Consider the following 19,115-nt stretch of genomic DNA (forward strand, 5'->3'; position numbering starts at 1 on the left):
GCCCGCCGCGGCCCCAGTCATTCCGCCTTAGCGCAATATGGATTTACTTGGTGGGAACGGTGATGCCCTTCTCGGCGAAGTACTTGGCAGCGCCGGGATGATAGGGGATGGAGGTCATGGAGGAGGCAAACTCCAGATCCAGCTCGCCGCCCTTGGCGTGCTGCTTGGTGATGGCTTCCACGTTCTCGAAGATGGTGGACACGGTCTGATACACGGCGTCCTCGGAAACCTCGTCGTTGACGATGACCACGGCGCCCACAGCCACGGTGGTGGTGTCGGTGTCCAGGCCCTCATAGGTGCCGGCGGGGATCACGTACTTGGTGTAGTAGGGAGACTCGGCAATCAGCTTGTCGATGTGCTCGTCGTCCAGGTTCACCAGATACACGTCCTTGGCGGTGGCCAGGGAGGTGATGGCGGTGGTGGGAGCGCCGGCAACCACGAACGCGGCGTCGATCTTGCCGTCCTGCAGGGCGTCGGCGGAATCACCGAAGCTCTGGTAGGTAGCGTTGATGTCGCTCTCGGTCAGGCCGTAAGCGCCCAGGACGTCGATGGCGTTGAAGTACACGCCGGAACCGGCGGCGCCGATGGAGACGTTCTTGCCCTTCAGGTCAGCGACGGTCTTCACGTCGGGGTTGGTGGTGACGATCTGGACCTGCTCCATGTACAGCGCGGCAGCCACGGAGATGTCGTCCACCGCGTCGCCCTCAAACAGGCGGGTGCCGTCATAGGCGTAGGCCATAACGTCGGACTGGACGAAGCCCAGGTCCGCCTCGCCCTCGGCCATGGCCTCAATGTTGGCCTTGGAGCCGCCGGACTCGATGGCGGTGATGTTCACGTTGGTGTTGGAGCTGACATACTGGGCCAGCACGGAGCCGAAGCCGTAGTAAGTACCCTGGGAGCCGCCGGTGGTGAAGGTCAGGTCAGCAGCCTCGCCGGCGGGGGCGGGCGTGGAGGCGGCGGGAGCGGATGCGGCGGGAGCCGCAGGAGCGGGAGACGCGCTGCCGGAGCCGGAGCCGCCGCAGCCAGCCAGCATGCCGACGGTCATCAGCAATGCCAGAGACAGAGACAGAAACTTTTTCATAGAATATCTTCCCCTTTTCTTCCAAAATTTACTTGGCTGCCCAAGTAATTTGATATGCATATTATAAACCGTGATCCTTCATCTTTCAACCCCCATTTTGACTCTGGCTGAATATATTTGCAAGTTCTTTCAATTTTTCCTTCGTTTTTTGTGTATTCTTCCAAATTTTCAACGATTTTTCGACTTTATTTTCACATTTTTGTCTTTCACATGCAGACATATGTATTTTTCTTTGTTTGCATCAGAAAAGCATCGCCCCCCGGAAAACCTCCGGAGGGCGATGCTTTTTCCGGCCGGAAACAGCCGTTTTACTTCTTGGCTTTGGTGTCCACCACTTCCTTCAGCAGAGCGGTGAACGCATCCATGGACATGGCGCCCAGATCGCCGTCGGCCCGGTGACGGGGAGAGACGGTGCCGTTCTCCATGTCCCGGTCGCCCACAACCACCATGTAGGGGATCTTCTCCAGCTGGGCCTCGCGGATCTTCTTGCCGATCTTCTCGTTGCGGTAGTCCACCTCCACGCGGAAGCCCAGGGCCTCCAGCTTTTTCGCCTGCTCGGCGCAGTAGTCGCTGGCCCGGTCGGTAACCGGCAGGAAGCGGACCTGCTCGGGGGCCATCCAGGTGGGCAGGGCGCCGCCGTACTCCTCAATGAGGTAGGCCAGGGTCCGCTCGTAGCAGCCCAGGGAGGTGCGGTGCAGGATATAGGGCAGCTTCTTCTCGCCGTTCTCGTCGATATAGTACATGCCGAACCGCTGGGCCAGCAGCATATCGATCTGGATGGTGACCAGGGTGTCCTCCTTGCCGTAGACGTTCTTGTACTGAATGTCCAGCTTGGGACCGTAGAAGGCGGCCTCGTCGATGCCGACGGTGTACTCCACGCCCAGGTCGTCCAGAATCTGGGCCATGGCCCGCTGGGCCTCCTCCCACTGCTCGGCGGTGCCCTCATACTTGTTGTTGGGGTTGGCGGGGTCCCACTGGGAGAAGCGGAAGGTGCACTTGTCCAGCATGCCCACGGTGCCCAGGAAATACTTGCACAGGTCCAGGCAGTTCTTGAACTCCTCCTCCAGCTGGTCGGGACGGACCACGTTGTGGCCCTCGGAGATGGTGAACTGGCGGACGCGGATCAGGCCGTGCATCTCGCCGGAATCCTCGTTGCGGAACAGGGTGGACGTCTCACCCAGGCGCATGGGCAGATCCCGGTAGGAGCGCTGGCGGTTCAGGTAGACCTGATACTGGAAGGGGCAGGTCATGGGGCGGAGGGCGAAGCACTCCTTGCTCTCGTCATAGGGGTCGCCGATGATGAACATGCCGTCCAGATCGTGGTCCCAGTGGCCGGAGATCTTGAAGAACTCCCGCTTGGCCATCAGGGGGGTCTTGGTCAGCAGGTAGCCGGCCTTCTGCTCGGTGTCCTCCACCCAGCGCTGCAGCAGCTGGATGACCCGGGCGCCCTTGGGCAGCAGCACCGGCAGGCCCTGGCCCAGGGTGTCCACGGTGGTGAAGTACTCCAGCTCCCGGCCCAGCTTGTTGTGGTCCCGCTTCAGGGCCTCTTCCCGCTCCTTCAGATAGGCGTCCAGCTCCTCCTTCTTGGGGAAGGCCACGCCGTAGATGCGCTGGAGCTGCTTGCGGGAGGAGTCGCCCCGCCAGTAGGCGGCATTGCAGGCGGTCAGCTTGATGCCGTTGCCCTTGATGCGGCCGGTGGAGTCCAGATGGGGGCCGGCGCACAGGTCGGTGAACTCGCCCTGTTTGTAGAAGGAGATGGTGGCGTCCTCCGGCAGGTCGTTGATCAGCTCCACCTTGTAGGGCTCGTCCTTCATCAGCTCCAGAGCCTCGGCCCGGGGCAGCTCGAACCGCTCCAGCTTCAGCTTCTCCTTGCAGATCTTCCGCATCTCGGCCTCGATCTTCTCCAGGTCCTCGGCGGTGAAGGTCTCCGCGCTGTCCAGGTCATAGTAGAAGCCGTTGTCGATGCTGGGGCCGATGGCCAGCTTCGTCTCGGGCCACAGGCGCTTCACCGCCTGGGCCATCACATGGGAGCAGGTGTGCCAGTAGGTCCGGCGGTACTGCTCGTTTTCAAAGGTGTACAGGTTTTCTTCGCTCATGGGAATTTCCTCCTTTTTCGGTGAGGGGCGGGACAAAACAAAATCTCACCCCTGAACAATCAGGGGTGAGATACGAATCACGTATTCCACGGTTCCACCCTGCTTACGGACAGCCTGTCCGTCGCTCGTGTCCTCTGTAACGGGAGGTCCCGTCCCGGTCTACTGGGCGCGAAGCCTTTCGGCGGGCGGCTCCAAGGCGGTGCTGGCTCCGGTTCCGGCCGGGGCCGTTTTCAGCCAACGGCGGCCCCTCTCTGGTGTCTTTCCCGGACAGTGTCCTTTTCCAAGCCTTTTTCTACAATTTGAGATCATACCACCGGAAAACCGCCTTTGTCAAGCGGCACCTTCCGGAAAATTTCCCCTTCCCCCGCTCCGTCGAAAATTTGCGGGAGCGGTTGCTTTTTGCGCCGCCTGTCCGTATACTGGAGATAATAAGGAGTGAACGCTCCCATCTCAGGCAGGAGGTGCGCTTATGGCGGTAAAACTGGAACTGTACCGGGTGTTCCGGGAGGTGGCGGAGACCGGCAACATCTCCCTGGCGGCCAAAAACCTCTACATCTCCCAGTCGGCGGTGAGTCAGTCCATCAAGCAGCTGGAAACCGCGCTGCAGGCCCGGCTGTTCGCCCGGTCCCCCCGGGGCGTCAGCCTCACCAGCGAGGGGCAGATGCTCTACGAGTATGTCCGCAGCGCCCTGAGCCTGCTGTCCTCCGGCGAGGACCGGCTGTCCCAGGCCCGGCACCTGCTGGTGGGGTCGCTGACCATCGGCGCGTCGGACACCGTCACCGCCTATTTCCTCACGGCCTATCTGGAGCGGTTCCACCGGGAATACCCGGGCATCCGGCTGAAGATCGTCAGCGGCCGCAGTGCCAAGGTGCTGAGCCTGCTGAAATCCGGCGTGGTGGACATCGCCTTCGCCTCCACCCCCGCCGACAAAACCAACCTCAGCGTCTGGCCCTGCTTTCAGACCCATGCCGCCTTTGTGGCCGGCAGCGGCTATGACTGCGACTTCGACCATGTGTACACCCCCCGGGAGATTGCGGATTTTCCCCTGATTCTGCTGGAGCGGAAGGCCAGCTCCCGGGTGTTTCTGGAGCGGGTGTTTCTCCAGTACGGCGTCACCCTGACGCCGGAGATTGAGCTGTCCTCCCGGTCGCTGCTGGTGTCGTTGTCCAGAATCGGTCTGGGGGTGGCGGGGGTCACTCTGGAGTTCGTGCGGGACGCCCTGGAGTCCGGGGACATCCGGCTGCTGAACATCGGCTTCGACATCCCCGCCCGCAGCGTGGACATGTGCACGGTGGAGGGGGTGTACCCCACCGCCGCGGCCTCCCGGTTCATGGAGATGGTGCGGGAGGGCACCCAATGACCGGGCGCCGCCTCCTGACAGTCCTGCTGTGGGCCTACGGCATTTTCACCGTTACGGCGCTGGTATGCACCGTGGCCGCGGACGTGATGTGGGAGGCCTGCGGTTATCAGTACGGCGCGGAGCCGTCGGCGCTGTACCACGCCATGGAAGCGGTGACCCACCTCTATGCCCTGGCGGCCGTGGGGCTGGTGATGGGGCCCGTGATGCTGTTCCGGCCGGTGATGGCCCTGCTTCCGGACAGTCTGGTCTCTCCCCTGACGGCTCTGCTGTTTCTGCTGATGGCGCTGGTGCCCCTGCTGCTGGCCGGGTATGGTCTGTATACAGCGGTCCGGGGCTGGAAGAGCCGCCGGGCCGGCGCCGTCCCCGGCGTGCTGCACATGGTCAACGCCGGGCTGCTGGCCCACTTCATGTTCAGCGCCCTGATGTCCGTCTAACCCGATTCTTTCATCACAGGAGTGTTTCATGGATACTTTCATTCTCATCATCAACCTGGTGGGCACGGTGGCCTTCGCCGTCTCCGGCGCCCTCACCGGCCTGCGGAAAAACATGGACGTGTTCGGCGTGTGCATCCTGGGCCTCACCACCGCCGTGGGCGGCGGCGTCATCCGGGACGTGATTCTGGGGCTGACGCCTCCCGCCACCTTCCGGGACCCCACCTGCGCCGCCCTGGCGCTGGTGACCTCCGCCATCATTTTCCTGCCTCAGATCCGCCGACTGCTGATGCACAACCCGGACCGCTACAACCTGCTGATGTTGTGGATGGACTCCCTGGGGCTGGGTGCCTTCTCCGTGGTGGGGGTACAGATCGCCTACCAGCACGTGACCTCCCCCACCCTGTTCCTGCTGGTGTTTGTGGGGGTGGTCACCGGCGTGGGCGGCGGCGTGCTGCGGGACCTGATGGCCTGCGACATGCCCTATATCTTCGTCCGCCATGTCTACGCCACCGCCTCCCTGGCCGGTGCGCTGACCTGCGCGCTGCTGTGGTACCCCGCCGGCAGCGTGGCCGCCATGCTGGCGGGCATCGCGCTGGTGGTGGTGATCCGGTGCCTGTCCGCCCACTTCCGCTGGAACCTGCCCAGAGCAAAGGAGCTGTAAGAAAACCCGCCCTTCCGGGCGGGTTTCGTCTTTCACAGGTCCTGAATGTTCATTTTCTCCACGCCGGAGCGGCGCTTCCGCCCCTCCCGGCAGGCGGCGTACACCGCCAGCAGCATCAGCGTGGGGATGTTCCCCAGCAGCAAGCCGGCCAGCGCCGCCGACACCGCCCCCGGCCCCGCCATCACGTTGAGGCACAGCGCCAGGGAGTACAGCAGGCAGATGCCCGGCAGCACCAGCCCCGGCCACCGGGAGGCCCTGCGTGACAGGAACACCTGCAGCCCCACCCCGGCGGCCATCAGCACCAGCAGAAACGTCAGCATTACGGTCATATTGCTCATGTCACTTCTCCTCCTTCGTTTTCCGGTAGGCCGTAATCAGCAGCTTGGCGGTGTCATAGTCCATCCGCCCGTCCAGCGCCAGCCGCTTCACCAGCGCCACGTAGGGGTCCGCCTCCGCCTGCTCCCCCAGCCGGATTTTCTCAATCAGCCGGTCCAGCCGCAGCCGCACCGTGGGGTAGGTGACGCCGTACTGGGCCGCCACCTCCTTCAGTGAGCCGGAGGAGAGCACGAACCGCCGGATGAAGGCCGCGTCCTCCTCATTCAGCTCCGCCATCCAGTTCGGAATCACTTCCAGCGCCATAGGCCCCCCTTTCATATTATTAAAGATAACATTTAATTTTATGAAAGTCAACCCCATCCGGCGGAAGAATAATTTTCCGAATGTTGCAGATACAACTTACGAATATACGAATCTTCTGATATTCTGATGCTGTAAACAACCGGACCCCAATTTCTGAGATCAACGAAACAAGGAGGACATTGTCATGCTGAATTCCAAAGCCTATGAGAGCCTGAACTACTCCCTGTCCCTGCTGGGCACCACCGCCAACGGCAAGTACAGCGGCTGCATCATCAACTCCCTGCACCAGGTCACTTCCTCGTTCCCCCCCAGATTCACCGTCACCGTCAACAAGAGCAACGAGACCTGCAAGGCCCTGGAGGTCTCCGGCAGCTTCGCCGTGACGCTGCTGACCGCCGACTGCCCCACGGAACTAGTGAATCTGTTCGGCTACAAGTCCGGCCGTGTCACCGACAAGTTCGCCGGCAAGGACGTGAAGCTGGACGAGGCCGGCAACCCCTATCTCACCGAGCACATGGTGTCCCGCATCTCCTGCAAGATCGTGGACCGGCTGGAAGTGGGCAACTACGTGCTGTTCGTGGGCCAGGCCACGGAGTCTGAGGTTCTCAGCGGCGGCCCCGCCCTGACGCTGAAGGACTTCACCAACCGGGGCAAGGCCACCCCCACCACCGCCTCCGTCTACCGCACGGTGCAGATCAACGGCTACCGCTGCACGGTCTGCGGCTATGTGTACGAGGCCGAGTCCCTGCCGGCGGACTTCCGCTGCCCCCTGTGCAACGCCCCCGCCGACAAGTTCCAGCTCATCGAAAAGTAAATCCCGGAAACCGAAACGAAGGAGGGCAGATGCCCTCCTTCGTTTGTTTACACCGTGATGTGCTGTTCTGCTATAATACTATTATATATAATAAGGTATTACCATTATGCCTTGACGGTGCCGTCGGCGTTGAACAGAGGCAGCTTCTCCAGGAAGCCGATGTCCGTCCGGTCCGCCGCGCCGCCCTCGGCCAGCACCGCCAGACGGCCGCTCACCGTGCCGCTGGCCATGGCCACCAGGGCCTCCATGGCGTGGAGGGAGCCGCCGGTGGAGATGACATCATCCACCAGCAGGATGCGCTTGCCGGCAATCAGCTCCGCGTCGTCCCGGCCCAGGTACAGCTCCTGCTGGCCGGCAGTGGTGATGGACCGGTCCGCCACGTGGAGGGGGTCGGGCATATAGGCCTTGGGCCCCTTCCGGGCGATGAAGTACTTCTCCGCGCCGGACTGGCGGGCCATTTCGTGGATCAGGGGAATACTTTTTGCCTCGGCGGTGAGCATATAATCATAGCTGTCGGGGCTGACCAGCTTCAGCAGCTCCCGGGCGCAGGCCACGGTGAGCTCCGCGTCGCCGAACATGATGAACGCGCCGATGTACAGGTCATCCGTGACCCTGCAGATGGGCAGCTTCCGCTCAAGACCCGCTATCTTCATGGAATAGGTGTGCATAAAACAGCCTCCCTCAAATATGTAGATCGGAAAAATGGGTTTTTTGTCGGGTACAAATCCATTATAGACCGACGGAAAAAAAGTGTCAATCGGCACAAAATTTTTCGCCGAACCTTTTTGACCAATTCGTTGCAAAATGCAATAATGATGCAGGAATTCCGTCACTTTTTCCTTTGTTTGGTTTCTCACACTAACGAAACACTGTTAAATTTTTCATAAATTCCTCTTGACTTCTATCCAACTTATGCTAAGGTAGAGGTAGCAAGGCACGAGAAATTGGTAATTGTAGACAAAATCGATCAATATTTATAGGAGGAGATTGAAATGAACCAGTATATTGAGCGCGTTCTGGAAGCCACCCGTGCGAAGAATGCCAACGAGCCCGAATTCCTGCAGACCGTGGAAGAGGTGCTGTCCTCTCTGGAGCCCGTCATCGAGGCTCATCCCGAGTATGAGAAGGCCGCTCTGCTGGAGCGCATGGTGGAGCCCGAGCGCACTGTCGAGTTCCGTGTGACCTGGGAAGATGACAACCACGTGTGGCATGTCAACCGCGGCTACCGCGTGCAGTACAACGCGGCCCTGGGCCCCTACAAGGGCGGCATCCGCTTCGATCCTTCCGTCAACCTGTCCATCATCAAGTTCCTGGGCTTCGAGCAGGTCTTCAAGGACGCCATGACCGGCCTGCCCATCGGCGGCGCCAAGGGCGGCTCCGACTTCGATCCCCGCGGCAAGAGCGACGCTGAGGTCATGCGTTTCTGCCAGGCCTTCATCTCCGAGCTGTATCGCCACATCGGCCAGGACATCGACTGCCCCGCCGGCGACCTGGGCTGCGGCGGCCGCGAGATCGGCTACATGTACGGCCAGTATCGCCGTCTGGTGGGCGCTGCCGAGATGGGCGCTCTGTCCGGCAAGGCTGTCTGCACCGGCGGTTCCATCCTGCGTCCCGAGGCCACCGGCTACGGCGCTGTGTACTATCTGGAAGAGGTCCTGAAGCATGACGGCGAGTCCATCGAGGGCAAGCGCATCGCCATCTCCGGCTACGGCAACGTGGGCTGGGGCATCATGAAGAAGGCTGCCGAGCTGGGCGCCAAGGTCACCTACTTCGCCGGTCCCGACGGCTACATCCACGATCCCGAGGGCGTTGTCACCGAGGAGAAGCTGAACTACATCCTGGAGATGCGCGCCAAGGATCCCATGCACTGCCAGCCCTATGCCGAGAAGTTCGGCTGCGAGTTCGTGCCCGGCACCAAGTGCTGGGGCGTCAAGGACGTGGACATCTACATGCCCGCCGCCACCCAGAACGACGTCAACATGGAGTGGGCCCAGAAGATTGCCGAGTCCGGCGTGAAGTACTACATCGAGGTGGCCAACATGCCCACCAAGAACGATGCTCTGGAGTTCCTGAAGAGCCAGAAGCACATCGTTGTGGCTCCCTCCAAGGCCGTCAACGCCGGCGGCGTGTCCGTCTCCGAGCTGGAGATGGCCCAGAACGCCGAGCGTCTGTACTGGACCGCCGAGGAAGTGGATGAGAAGCTGAAGGGCATCATGAAGAACATCTACAACTCCTCTGTTGAGGTTGCCGAGCGCTATGGTCTGGGTTATGACCTGGTTGCCGGTGCCAACATCGTTGGCTTCCAGAAGGTTGCCGACGCCATGATGGCTCAGGGCATTTTCTAATCCCCCCGTGCCTTTGCTGCAAGCCCCTTACGCGGGCGGACCTTTTGGTCCGCCCGCCTTTTTTATACACTCCCTTTTCCATTTTTGTTTCCGTTGAAAAAACGTTTGTCCTCCAACGGTGTAAAAAAGTACACAAAACCGCCCGTTCTTCTGGGGCGTAGTCCGTTATTTATGTCATAAAAGTTAGTTTGTTAATTAATTAGCATCAAAATTCACACTATTTTTACAAAAAAAGTTTGCATTTTCAAAATAACGTGCTATACTTAGCCTCAATATCAAATTACCTTATGACAGCACCCCGGCGCCCGCGCATACGGACCCGCATTCTGATTTGAACAAGGAGTGAGTGATTATGAGTCGTCTTGACGTCAAGACCCCCAGCCAGGCTCAGACGGTGGTGGATCAGCTGTACCGCAACATGGAACGGCGCATCGCGGCCAGCCCTCCGGGCCTGTGCCCCATTGACATGGCACTGAACTTCCTGAACCTGTGCCACGCCCAGACCTGCGGCAAATGCGTGCCCTGCCGCATCGGCCTGAGCCAGCTGTCCGAAATGCTGAAGGAAGTGCTGGACGGCGAGGCCGAGGTGAAGATCATCCACCGCATCCAGGAGACGGCCCAGGCCATCGTGGACACGGCGGACTGCGCCATCGGCATCAACGCGGCGCAGCTGGTGCTGATGGGTCTCACCAGCTTCCGGGATGACTACGAGGAGCACATCCTCCATCACCGCTGCCTCAGCAGCCTGCGCCACCCCGTGCCCTGCGTGGCCCTGTGCCCCGCCGGCGTGGACATTCCCGGCTACATCTCCCTGGTGCGGGAGGGCCGCTACGCCGACGCCGTGCGGCTGATCCGCAAGGACAATCCCCTGCCCACCGCCTGCGCCTACATCTGCGAGCATCCCTGCGAGGCCCGCTGCCGCCGCAACATGGTGGACGATCCCATCAACATCCGTGCCCTGAAGCGCTTCGCCGTGGACAACGCCGGCGACGTGCCCCAGCCGGAGTGCGCCCCCACCACCGGCAAGAAGGTGGCGGTCATCGGCGGCGGCCCCGGCGGTCTGTCGGCGGCCTACTACCTGTCCCTCATGGGCCACAAGGTGACCATTTTCGAGCGCCGCAAGCAGCTGGGCGGCATGATGCGCTACGGCATCCCCGACTATCGTCTGCCCCGCCACCTGCTGGACGCGGAGATCGCCTCCATCCTGTCCCTGGGCATTGAGGTGAAGACAGAGATCGACGTAGGCTCCGACATCACCTTTGACGAGCTGAACCGTACCTACGACTGCATCTACCTGTCCATCGGCGCCCACACCGACAAGAAGGCGGGCATTCCCGGCGAGGACAGCCACGGCGTCATCTCCGCTGTGGAGCTGCTGCGGCGCATCGGCGACGGCGACCTGCCGGACTTCACGGGGCTGAACATCGCCGTCATCGGCGGCGGCAACGTGGCCATGGACGTGACCCGCAGCTGCATCCGTCTGGGCGCCCGGAAGGTGTCCTGCGTGTACCGCCGCCGCCAGGAGGACATGACCGCCCAGCAGGAGGAAGTGGACGGCGCCATTGCCGAGGGCGCGGAGATTCTCTCCCTGGAGGCCCCCGTCCGCATTGAGGCCGACGAGGACGGCAACGTGGTGGCCCTGTGGACCCAGCCCCAGATCACCGGCGAAATCGACAGTCAGGGCCGTCCCAAGCCCAACACCGCCCAGGTGCCGGAAAAGCGGATTCCCGCTGACGTCATCATCAAGGCCATCGGCCAGGGCATCGAGACTCACGGCTTCGAGGAAACCGGCATCACCATCCAGCGCCGGGGCACCCTGCTGGCGGACTCCAGCACCCGGGTGCCGGACATGGCGGGCGTATTCGCCGGCGGCGACTGCGTCACCGGCCCCGCCACGGTCATCCGCGCCATTGCCGCCGGCAAGGCCGCCGCGGCCAACATTGACGACTATCTGGGCTTCCACCACGAGATCAAGGCGGACGTGGCGGTGCCGGCGCCCAAGTTCTATGACCTGAAGCCCCGGGGCCGGGTCAACACCAAGGAGCGGGACGCCTTCGACCGGAAAACCAACTTCGAGTGCATCGAGTGCGGCCTGTCCCTGGAGGAGGCCATGCAGGAATCCTCCCGCTGTCTGCGCTGCGACCACTTCGGTTACGGAATCTTCAAGGGAGGACGTGTGGAAAAATGGTAAACGCGATTATCGACGGCCGCCCCATCTGCGTGGAGGAAGGCACCACCATTCTCAAAGCCGCCAACGACATCGGCATCGGCATCCCCCATCTGTGCTTTCTGAAGGACATCAACGAAATCGCCGCCTGCCGCATCTGCGTGGTGGAGGTGGAGGGCACGGAGCGCCTGCTCCCCTCCTGCAACAACGAGGTGCTGGAGGGCATGGTGATCCACACCAACTCCCCCCGGGTCCGGGAGGCCCGGCGCACCAACCTGCGTCTCATCCTGTCCCAGCATGACTCCAACTGCACCACCTGCATCCGCAACGGCAACTGCCCGCTGCAGAAGCTGTCCAGCTATCTGAACATCCACTACCAGCCCTACAAGGTCCATCCGGAGCGCACCCACGTGGATCTGAGCGTTCCGGTGGTCCGGGAGGCCAGCAAGTGCATCAAGTGCATGCGCTGCGTCCAGGTGTGCGACAAAATCCAGGCCATGAAGATCTGGGACGTGTCCGGCACCGGCTCCCGCACCACGGTGGACGTGTCCTTCAACCGCCGGCTGAAGGACACCGACTGTACCTACTGCGGCCAGTGCATCACCCACTGCCCCACCGGCGCCCTCACCGCCCGGGACGATACCAACCTGGTGTTCCACGCCCTGGCGGACCCCAACATCACCACCGTGGTCCAGATCGCCCCCGCCGTGCGGGTGGCCTGGGCGGAGGCCTTCAACCTGTCCCCCGACTACGCCACCACCGGCCGCATGGTGGCCGCCCTGCGGCAGATGGGCTTCGACTACATCTTTGACACCAACTTCGCCGCCGACCTGACCATCATGGAGGAGGGCAGTGAGTTCGTGGAGCGGTTCACCCACCGCAACAAGTACCGCTGGCCCATGTTCACCTCCTGCTGCCCCGGCTGGGTCCGGTTCCTGAAATCCCAGTACCCCTCCTATGCCGACTGCCTGTCCACCGCCAAGTCCCCCCAGCAGATGTTCGGCGCCATGGCCAAGAGCTACTTCGCCGAGAAGATGGGCATCGACCCCCACAAGCTGTTTGTGGTGTCCATCATGCCCTGCACCTCCAAGAAGAGCGAGTGCGAGCTGCCCACCATGACCGACGCCTGCGGCGACCCGGACGTGGACGTAGTGCTGACCACCCGGGAATTCACCCGGATGCTCCGCAGCGAGCACATCTCCCCCTTCGACCTGAAGGAGGAGAAGTTCGACTCTCCTCTGGGCAGTGGCACCGGCGCCGCCGTCATCTTCGGCGCCACCGGCGGCGTCATGGACGCGGCATTGCGCAGCGCCTACTACCTGATCACCAGAAACAACCCGGACCCCGATGCCTTCCAGGCCGTCCGGGGTGACCAGCCCTGGAAGGAGGCCACCTTCAACATCCCCGGAACCGGCAACATCCACGTGGCCGTGGTCAGCGGTCTGGCCAACACCCGGCGGCTGATGGAGGCGCTGGACAAGGGCCAGGTGAGCTACGACTTTGTGGAGGTCATGGCCTGTCCCGGCGGCTGCGCCGGCGGCGGCGGACAGCCCATCCACAACGGCCAGGAGCTGGCCGCCTCCCGGGGCGACCGGCTGTGGAAGCTGGACGCCCGGTCCGACATCCGCTTCTCCCACGAGAACCCGGACGTGCAGGTGCTGTACCGGGAGTACCTGGGCAAGCCCATGAGCGAGCGGGCCCACCACCTGCTCCACACCGACCACACCGCCTGGAAAATGCCCAGCGAGAAACAGTAAGGTCCCCGACATACGAAAAAATCCCTGCCGCCCCGCGGCAGGGAATTTTTTTGCTTTTGAAAAAGCGGCTGTTTTGGCAAGCTGCTTTCAGCTCTTATTCGGCGAGAAGTCCAGCGCCTTCTCCGTCAGCACGTCCTTCAGCTCCGCCGGTTCCACAGTCATGCCCCAGGCGTACTCCTCTCCCGGCAGGGCACCCTGGGGGAAGTCGATGCTCAGCCCCCGCTCCGACCAGAAGATGTACTCCTCCTTCAGCGCGGCGGCAGCGTCTGCGGGATCGCCCCGGTAATAGCGCATGATCTGATCCAGCAAAAACTGCCGGGCCTGCTTCTCCGGCAGCCGGAACAGCGTCCAGGGGGACACCGCCTCCCCGGTCTGCTTGTCAAAAATCACGCTGTACCGGTCCTCCAGGACAGCCCGGTCAAACCGCAGGTCTTCCGGGTACTGCACCGAGGTGATATAGCACAGGTAGCTGTCATTTTCGCCGTAGGGAGAACTGTCCTGGGCCAGCATGTGGGTGTAAAACACCCGGTCCTCCTTTTGGGCAAGGCAGCAGTCCTCATAGGCCCGCCGCAGCTCCCTCTCCTCATCAAACAGGATGCCCAGCTCCGTGAAGTAGTCCAGCACCTTCTGCCCCGCCGCCTCACTGAGGGCGTCGTAGCCCTCCATGCCCATGACGGCCACATTGTCCACGGTGTTGGGGGCGTCCACCGTCAGCAGCTCCGTGCCGTCGGACAGGCGGTAGACCTTCCGGCCGAAATGGGGCTGCTGCCACAGCGATGCGGCGGTGCCGTCGTCAAACACCATGGCCGTCTCCTTCAGCAGGATGTCCGGCTCCGGCTCCCGTACCTCCCGCGCCTGCCCGCAGGCCGTCAGGCACACCAGTCCCGCCAGCGCCAGCGGCAGAAAGCGTCGTTTCATGGCCCGTTCCCCCTTTTTTTGCATATGGGCCATTCTACCACAGGCGATGGTCCCAATCCATCACAAAAAGTAACAATTCCCGGGAACGCCCCGGAAAGGGCCCGCGCCCCCGGTATGGGACCGGGAGCGCGGTTTTTTCCCTTATTCCGCCGCGTTCAGCATAGTTTCGATGAAAATTCCATAACCTCTGGCAGGATCGTTCAGCAGCACGTGGGTCACAGCCCCCACCAGCTTCCCGTCCTGCAGAATGGGGCTGCCGCTCTGGCCCTGGACAATGCCGCCGGTGGCGGCCAGCAGCTCCGGGTCCGTAACGGTGACCAGCAGCTCCCGGGGATCGTTGGCGCCGGGGGACAGCTTGGTGATCTCCACCGCGTACTCCTTCACCGTGTCGCCCTCCACGTTGGAGAGGATGACGGCGGGGCCGCTGCGAACCTCCGACTTCTCCGCCACCGGCAGGGCGGGCCCCAGGGTCTCCAGAAACTCCGGGGCCTCCACCGTGCCGAAAATGCCGCAGCCGGTGTTGGCGGACAGGGTGCCCAACTGGGTGGTCAGGTCAAAGTCCCCCCGCAGCTCCCCCGCGGCGCCGGCCTCGCCCCGGCGCACCGCCTTGACGGTGGAGGGCAGGATGGAGCCGGAGGCGAAGGGCATCAGCTGATTCGTGTCCGTGTCGGTGATACCGTGGCCCAGGGCACCGAACGTTCCCGTCTCCGGGTCGCAGAAGGTCATGGTGCCGATGCCCGCCATGGAGTCCCGGATCCAGGCGCCGATGGCCCAGTCCCCCTGCTCGTTCTGCTCCGGCTGCACGGTGACGGTGGTGCGATCACTGTTGCGGCCCACCTGCAGCGACAGCGATTCCCCTCCGGCGGACCGCAGCAGGGTCTGGAACTGCTCCGAGGAGGTGACCGCCGTGCCGTTGCACTGCAGAATCACGTCGCCGGTCTCCAGTCCGCCGCTTCTGGCGGGGGTCTTGCCGGGCGTCAGCCCCACCACCAGCACTCCCCGGGAGAACAGCTTGATGCCCATGGTGTGGCCCACCGGCGTCAGCATTCTGGGGCTCTCCTGCCCGGCGGCCGCCGCCTGTCCCGTGGCCAGGGACAGCGCCAGCAGCAGCCCGAAGCAGGCGACCCCGCAGCTGCGCAGCCATTTTTTTGCCGTTTGAAAGCGCTCATGCAAAGAAAACCCCTCCTTTCCGAAACGCGCCGGCAAAATCGCCGGCAGGAATACTCTTTGCAGTTTTCTACGGTTTTCGCCGGGCAAAATGCGGCAGTCTTCCATAGCGGATGTTTCCAGCGCCCCGATTTCCGGCGCTGCGGGCGGCGGCGGAGAGAGTTTTCGCCACGGCAGGAACATTTTTTAAGGCGCAAGGCGCAAAAAAGCAAGGCGTGATCAAATCACGCCTTGCTCTCAGCAGTCCGGTCAGTCCCGTTTCTGGAAAATTTTGAAAATATCGGCGAAGGGATCGTCCTCCGGCACCTCGGGCTTGGGATCGTCGGCGATATCCAGCACCGTAGGCTCTGCCACATTGCCCTTCGGCAGCACCGGCTCGGGCTTGTCCTCTGCCTTGGCGGGGGCAGGTGCCTCCTCCGGCTCCGGTTCCTTCTGGTCGAAGCCGGTGGCAATGACGGTGACCCGGATCTCGTCATCCATGGTTTCGTCGAAGGTGGCGCCGAAGATGGTCAGCGCGTCGGGATGGACGGCCTCCTGCACCAGGGAGGCGGCCTGCTCCACTTCCTCCAGGCCGATGTCCATGGAGCCGGTGACGTTGATCAGCACGCCCCGGGCGCCGGCGATGCTGGTTTCCAGCAGGGGGCTGGAAATGGCCATGCGGGCGGCCTCCTCGGCCTTGCCCTTGCCGGCGGCGCGGCCCACGCCCATGTGGGCCAGGCCCGCGTTTTTCATGATGGCGGTGACGTCGGCGAAGTCCAGGTTGATGAAGCCGGTGTCCCGGATCAGGTCGGAGATGGACTGCACCGCCTGGCGCAGCACGTCATCGGCGATCTCGAAGGCGTTGGCGAAGGTGATCTTCTGGTCCGTGGCGTGCTTCAGCCGCTCATTGGGGATGATCACCAGGGAGTCCACCTTGTCCTTCAGGTTCTCAATGCCCTTTTCCGCCTGCTGCATCCGGCGGCGGCCCTCAAAGCCGAAGGGCTTGGTCACCTCGGCCACGGTGAGAATCTCCAGCTCCTTGGCGATCTCCGCCACAATGGGCGCCGCGCCGGTGCCGGTGCCGCCGCCCATGCCGGCGGTGATGAACACCATGTCGGTGTTCTCCAGGGCCTTGGCAATCTGGTTGCGGCTCTCCTCGGCGGCCTTGCGGCCCACGTCCGGGTCAGAGCCGGCGCCCTGTCCGTGGGTCAGCTTCTCGCCGATCTGGATTTTATAGGTGGCGCTGGAGACGTTCAGCGCCTGCTTGTCCGTATTCACCGCCACAAATTCGACGCCCTTGGCGCCGGAGCGCACCATACGGTTGACCACGTTGTTGCCGCCGCCGCCCACGCCGATGACCTTGATGTTCACAACAGTATCGGGGCCGGTCTCCAATCCGAATGCCATAGTGGTTCCTCCTGCTATAAATTGTACCCGCGGGAAAGAATTTCCCGACAATTATCCAACATAATGTAGTTATTGTATGACACTTTTTCCCGCAGGTCAAGTGTTCCCCGCGGATTTGTAATACAAAACTGAAAAAACACGCCCCGGCGGCGTTTCCGATTCCCTCTCTGGAAATAAACGGAAGCGGAGGAGACGCTCCCATCCCCTCCGTCACTGCTTCAGCACGCTGGCCTTTCCCTCCGTGGTCAGGTCGATAACGCCGGTCTCGTTGGTTTCCAGCGTGTCCATGACAATGGACAGGAACGACAGCATCTTGTCATAATCGGCGCTGTAGGGCATTTTCACCGCAAACCGCCCGGCGTAGTCCATCACCAGCTCGGAGGCGCTGTCCAGGTGGATGGCGTCCACCTGCTCCATGGCTTCCGCCGTCCGCAGGGCTTTCAGCAGCGCCAGCAGGCTCTCCCCCTGAATCTGCTGCTCCACAGGCAGCGCCAGCGCCGTCCCCACGGAGGGGGCCAGCACCGTGCAGCCATCGATCACCGGCCGGTCCCCCGGCTCCGCCGCCGTGTCCACGATCTTCCCCGTGTCGCTCATGAGCCAGTAGGTCCCCTCCCCCTGCAGGGCGAAGGTGACGCCGCACTCCGTCACGTCAATCACCAGGGTGTCCGGCAGGCGGCGGTGGGGGTACACCGCCTCGATATAGGGCAGCTCCTCCGTCAGGCGCAGGGCCAGGGCGTGCTTGTTCAGCAGGATCAGGTTGTCGCCGGCGGCCACGCCAGATGCGGCAATGACCTCCCCGTCGGTGTAACGGCTGTTGCCCTCCACCTGAATGGTGCCCACCCGGAAAAACATGGTCAGCGCCACCACCACCACGGCGCAGATGACCAGTGCCGTCAGAAGCTTATACAGGAAGCCGAAGCGGTTCCGGCGGTGCCGCCGCCCGCTGCCCCGTTTTCTGGCCATGTGCTCACCCGCTTTCGTGTTGGTTTTCTCCGCTGTCTGTCCGCACCGCCTCCGCCCCCAGCAGGCGCAGGTCCCGGGCCAGGTCCTCATAGCCCCGGTCAATGTGGTGCAGGCCCCTGATCTCGCTGGTGCCCTCCGCGGCCAGCGCCGCGACGCACAGCGCCGCGCCGCCCCGCAGGTCCGTGGACCGGACCCGGCTGCCCCGCAGCCGCTCCGTGCCCGTCACCACCGCCACCCGGCCGCTGACCCGGATGACGCCGCCCATCCGCGAGAGCTCATCCACGTGGCGGTAGCGGCTGGTGAAAATGTTCTCCTCAAACACCGTGGTCCCCCGGCTGCGCAGCAGCGCCGCCATCAGCAGCGCCTGGGCGTCGGTGGGAAAGCCGGGATAGGGCGCCGTCCGCACCGGCGAAACAGCCCGCAGCCGGCCGCCGCAGCGGCAGGTGATGCCCCCGCCGTCGCTTTCGATGACGCAGCCCGCCTCCCGCAGCGCCGCCGTCACGGCGGACAGGTGTTCCTCCCGGGCCCGGGTCAGCCGCACCTCACCGCCGGCGGAGGCCGCCGCGCACAGGTAGGTGGCCGCCGCGATGCGGTCCGGCATGATTTCGTAGGTACAGCCGTGGAGGGGCCTTCCTCCCGCCACGGTGACGCAGTCGCTGCCGGCGCCGGACACCTCCGCCCCGCAGGCGCGGAGAAAGCCCTGCAGATCGGCGATTTCCGGTTCCCGGGCGGCGTTGACAATGCGGGTCACGCCCTCGGCGCCGCAGGCGGCGATCATCAGGTTCTCCGTAGCCCCCACAGAGGGGAAGCTCAGCACCACGTCGCAGCCCCGCAGCCGGGCAGCCCGGCAGCGGAGGACTCCGCCCTCTTCCTCAATCTCCGCCCCCATCTGCCGCAGGCCCGACAGGTGCAGGTCAATGGGCCGGGGGCCCAACTCGCAGCCGCCGGGGTAACTGAGGGTGGCCTGGCCGCAGCGGCTGAGGATGGCCCCCAGGAAAATGGCGGAGGAGCGCATCTCCCGCATCAGCGCGTCGGAGATCTCTGTCCGGTCCATGGGCGCCGTGTCCACCGCCAGGCAGCCCTCCCGCCATTGGGCGCCGCAGCCCAGACTCCGCAGGATCTCCAGCGACGCCTCCACGTCCCGCAGATGAGGACAGCCCCGCAGCACACAGGTGTCCCGGCTCAGCAGCGTAGCCGCCAGAATGGGCAGCACGCTGTTTTTCGCCCCCTGAATCTCCACTTCACCGGCAAGGCGTTTCCCGCCCTCCACCAGAATACAACTCATATTCTCCCCTCCGCACCTGAAAATTCCTTCCGCGTTCCATGG

General features: G+C 63.1%; 17 protein-coding genes. 7 read left to right on the forward strand and 10 right to left on the reverse strand.

The features are described from left to right. Positions 1-43: 43 nt before the first annotated feature. Complete coding sequence (locus SOX55_RS01515; RefSeq protein ID WP_325285666.1) at positions 44-1,081, reverse strand: TAXI family TRAP transporter solute-binding subunit; 1,038 nt, start codon at positions 1,079-1,081, stop codon at positions 44-46. Between the two features lie 308 nt (positions 1,082-1,389). Continuing rightward, positions 1,390-3,177: a threonine--tRNA ligase gene (gene thrS, locus SOX55_RS01520; protein ID WP_325285667.1), complete on the reverse strand. Its 1,788-nt coding sequence runs from the start codon at positions 3,175-3,177 to the stop codon at positions 1,390-1,392. 469 nt (positions 3,178-3,646) lie between these two features. Here thrS and SOX55_RS01525 point away from each other — a divergent pair, with 469 nt between their 5' ends. The 3 genes from SOX55_RS01525 to SOX55_RS01535 are packed head-to-tail and all read left to right on the forward strand — an operon-like array spanning position 3,647 to position 5,632. Continuing rightward, complete coding sequence (locus tag SOX55_RS01525; RefSeq protein ID WP_325285668.1) at positions 3,647-4,537, forward strand: LysR family transcriptional regulator; 891 nt, start codon at positions 3,647-3,649, stop codon at positions 4,535-4,537. After that, positions 4,534-4,971: a hypothetical protein gene (locus tag SOX55_RS01530; protein ID WP_325285669.1), complete on the forward strand. Its 438-nt coding sequence runs from the start codon at positions 4,534-4,536 to the stop codon at positions 4,969-4,971. The genes SOX55_RS01525 and SOX55_RS01530 overlap by 4 nt, the downstream gene beginning before the upstream one ends. A 28-nt stretch (positions 4,972-4,999) precedes the next feature. Continuing rightward, a complete protein-coding gene (locus SOX55_RS01535) occupies positions 5,000-5,632 on the forward strand; it encodes a trimeric intracellular cation channel family protein (protein ID WP_325285670.1) in 633 nt (210 codons plus the stop codon). Between the two features lie 32 nt (positions 5,633-5,664). Here the strand turns inward: SOX55_RS01535 and SOX55_RS01540 are convergent, their stop codons facing one another. Further along, the gene (locus SOX55_RS01540; RefSeq protein ID WP_325285671.1) at positions 5,665-5,970 is read right to left on the reverse strand and encodes a hypothetical protein; all 306 of its coding nucleotides are present in this window, start codon (positions 5,968-5,970) and stop codon (positions 5,665-5,667) included. Position 5,971: 1 nt separating this feature from the next. After that, the gene (locus tag SOX55_RS01545; RefSeq protein WP_325285672.1) at positions 5,972-6,271 is read right to left on the reverse strand and encodes a DUF2089 family protein; all 300 of its coding nucleotides are present in this window, start codon (positions 6,269-6,271) and stop codon (positions 5,972-5,974) included. Positions 6,272-6,455: 184 nt separating this feature from the next. Here SOX55_RS01545 and SOX55_RS01550 point away from each other — a divergent pair, with 184 nt between their 5' ends. Next, a complete protein-coding gene (locus SOX55_RS01550; RefSeq protein WP_325285673.1) occupies positions 6,456-7,085 on the forward strand; it encodes a flavin reductase in 630 nt (209 codons plus the stop codon). Between the two features lie 104 nt (positions 7,086-7,189). Here the strand turns inward: SOX55_RS01550 and SOX55_RS01555 are convergent, their stop codons facing one another. Then, complete coding sequence (locus tag SOX55_RS01555) at positions 7,190-7,753, reverse strand: phosphoribosyltransferase family protein (RefSeq protein ID WP_325285674.1); 564 nt, start codon at positions 7,751-7,753, stop codon at positions 7,190-7,192. Between the two features lie 324 nt (positions 7,754-8,077). Here SOX55_RS01555 and gdhA point away from each other — a divergent pair, with 324 nt between their 5' ends. From gdhA to SOX55_RS01570, 3 genes are all read left to right on the forward strand, one after another. Beyond that, a complete protein-coding gene (gene gdhA / locus SOX55_RS01560) occupies positions 8,078-9,430 on the forward strand; it encodes an NADP-specific glutamate dehydrogenase (RefSeq protein ID WP_325285675.1) in 1,353 nt (450 codons plus the stop codon). A 352-nt stretch (positions 9,431-9,782) separates the two neighbouring features. Further along, positions 9,783-11,621: an NAD(P)-binding protein gene (locus SOX55_RS01565; protein WP_325285676.1), complete on the forward strand. Its 1,839-nt coding sequence runs from the start codon at positions 9,783-9,785 to the stop codon at positions 11,619-11,621. Further along, complete coding sequence (locus tag SOX55_RS01570) at positions 11,615-13,354, forward strand: NADH-dependent [FeFe] hydrogenase, group A6 (RefSeq protein WP_325285677.1); 1,740 nt, start codon at positions 11,615-11,617, stop codon at positions 13,352-13,354. The genes SOX55_RS01565 and SOX55_RS01570 overlap by 7 nt, the downstream gene beginning before the upstream one ends. A gap of 87 nt (positions 13,355-13,441) precedes the next feature. Here SOX55_RS01570 and SOX55_RS01575 read toward each other — a convergent pair whose 3' ends face one another. The 5 genes from SOX55_RS01575 to murA form a co-directional block, all read right to left on the reverse strand. After that, entirely contained in the window at positions 13,442-14,272 is an 831-nt protein-coding gene (locus tag SOX55_RS01575; protein WP_325285678.1) for a hypothetical protein, read from the reverse strand. Positions 14,273-14,413: 141 nt separating this feature from the next. Continuing rightward, a complete protein-coding gene (gene spoIVB, locus SOX55_RS01580) occupies positions 14,414-15,445 on the reverse strand; it encodes a SpoIVB peptidase (RefSeq protein WP_325285679.1) in 1,032 nt (343 codons plus the stop codon). 243 nt (positions 15,446-15,688) lie between these two features. Beyond that, positions 15,689-16,825 (reverse strand): cell division protein FtsZ, encoded by a 1,137-nt coding sequence (gene ftsZ, locus SOX55_RS01585; RefSeq protein ID WP_325285680.1) that lies wholly within the window; start codon positions 16,823-16,825, stop codon positions 15,689-15,691. Between the two features lie 210 nt (positions 16,826-17,035). Further along, positions 17,036-17,788 carry a cell division protein FtsQ/DivIB gene (locus tag SOX55_RS01590; RefSeq protein WP_325285681.1) on the reverse strand — a complete coding sequence of 251 codons (753 nt, stop codon included), beginning with the start codon at positions 17,786-17,788 and terminating at the stop codon, positions 17,036-17,038. Positions 17,789-17,792: 4 nt separating this feature from the next. Further along, positions 17,793-19,073, reverse strand: coding sequence for a UDP-N-acetylglucosamine 1-carboxyvinyltransferase (gene murA / locus SOX55_RS01595; protein ID WP_325285682.1), 1,281 nt, complete (start codon positions 19,071-19,073; stop codon positions 17,793-17,795). Between the last annotated feature and the right edge of the window lie 42 nt (positions 19,074-19,115).

The organism is Dysosmobacter sp., from assembly GCF_034093755.1.
In the GTDB taxonomy this organism is placed as follows: Bacteria; Bacillota; Clostridia; order Oscillospirales; family Oscillospiraceae; genus Oscillibacter.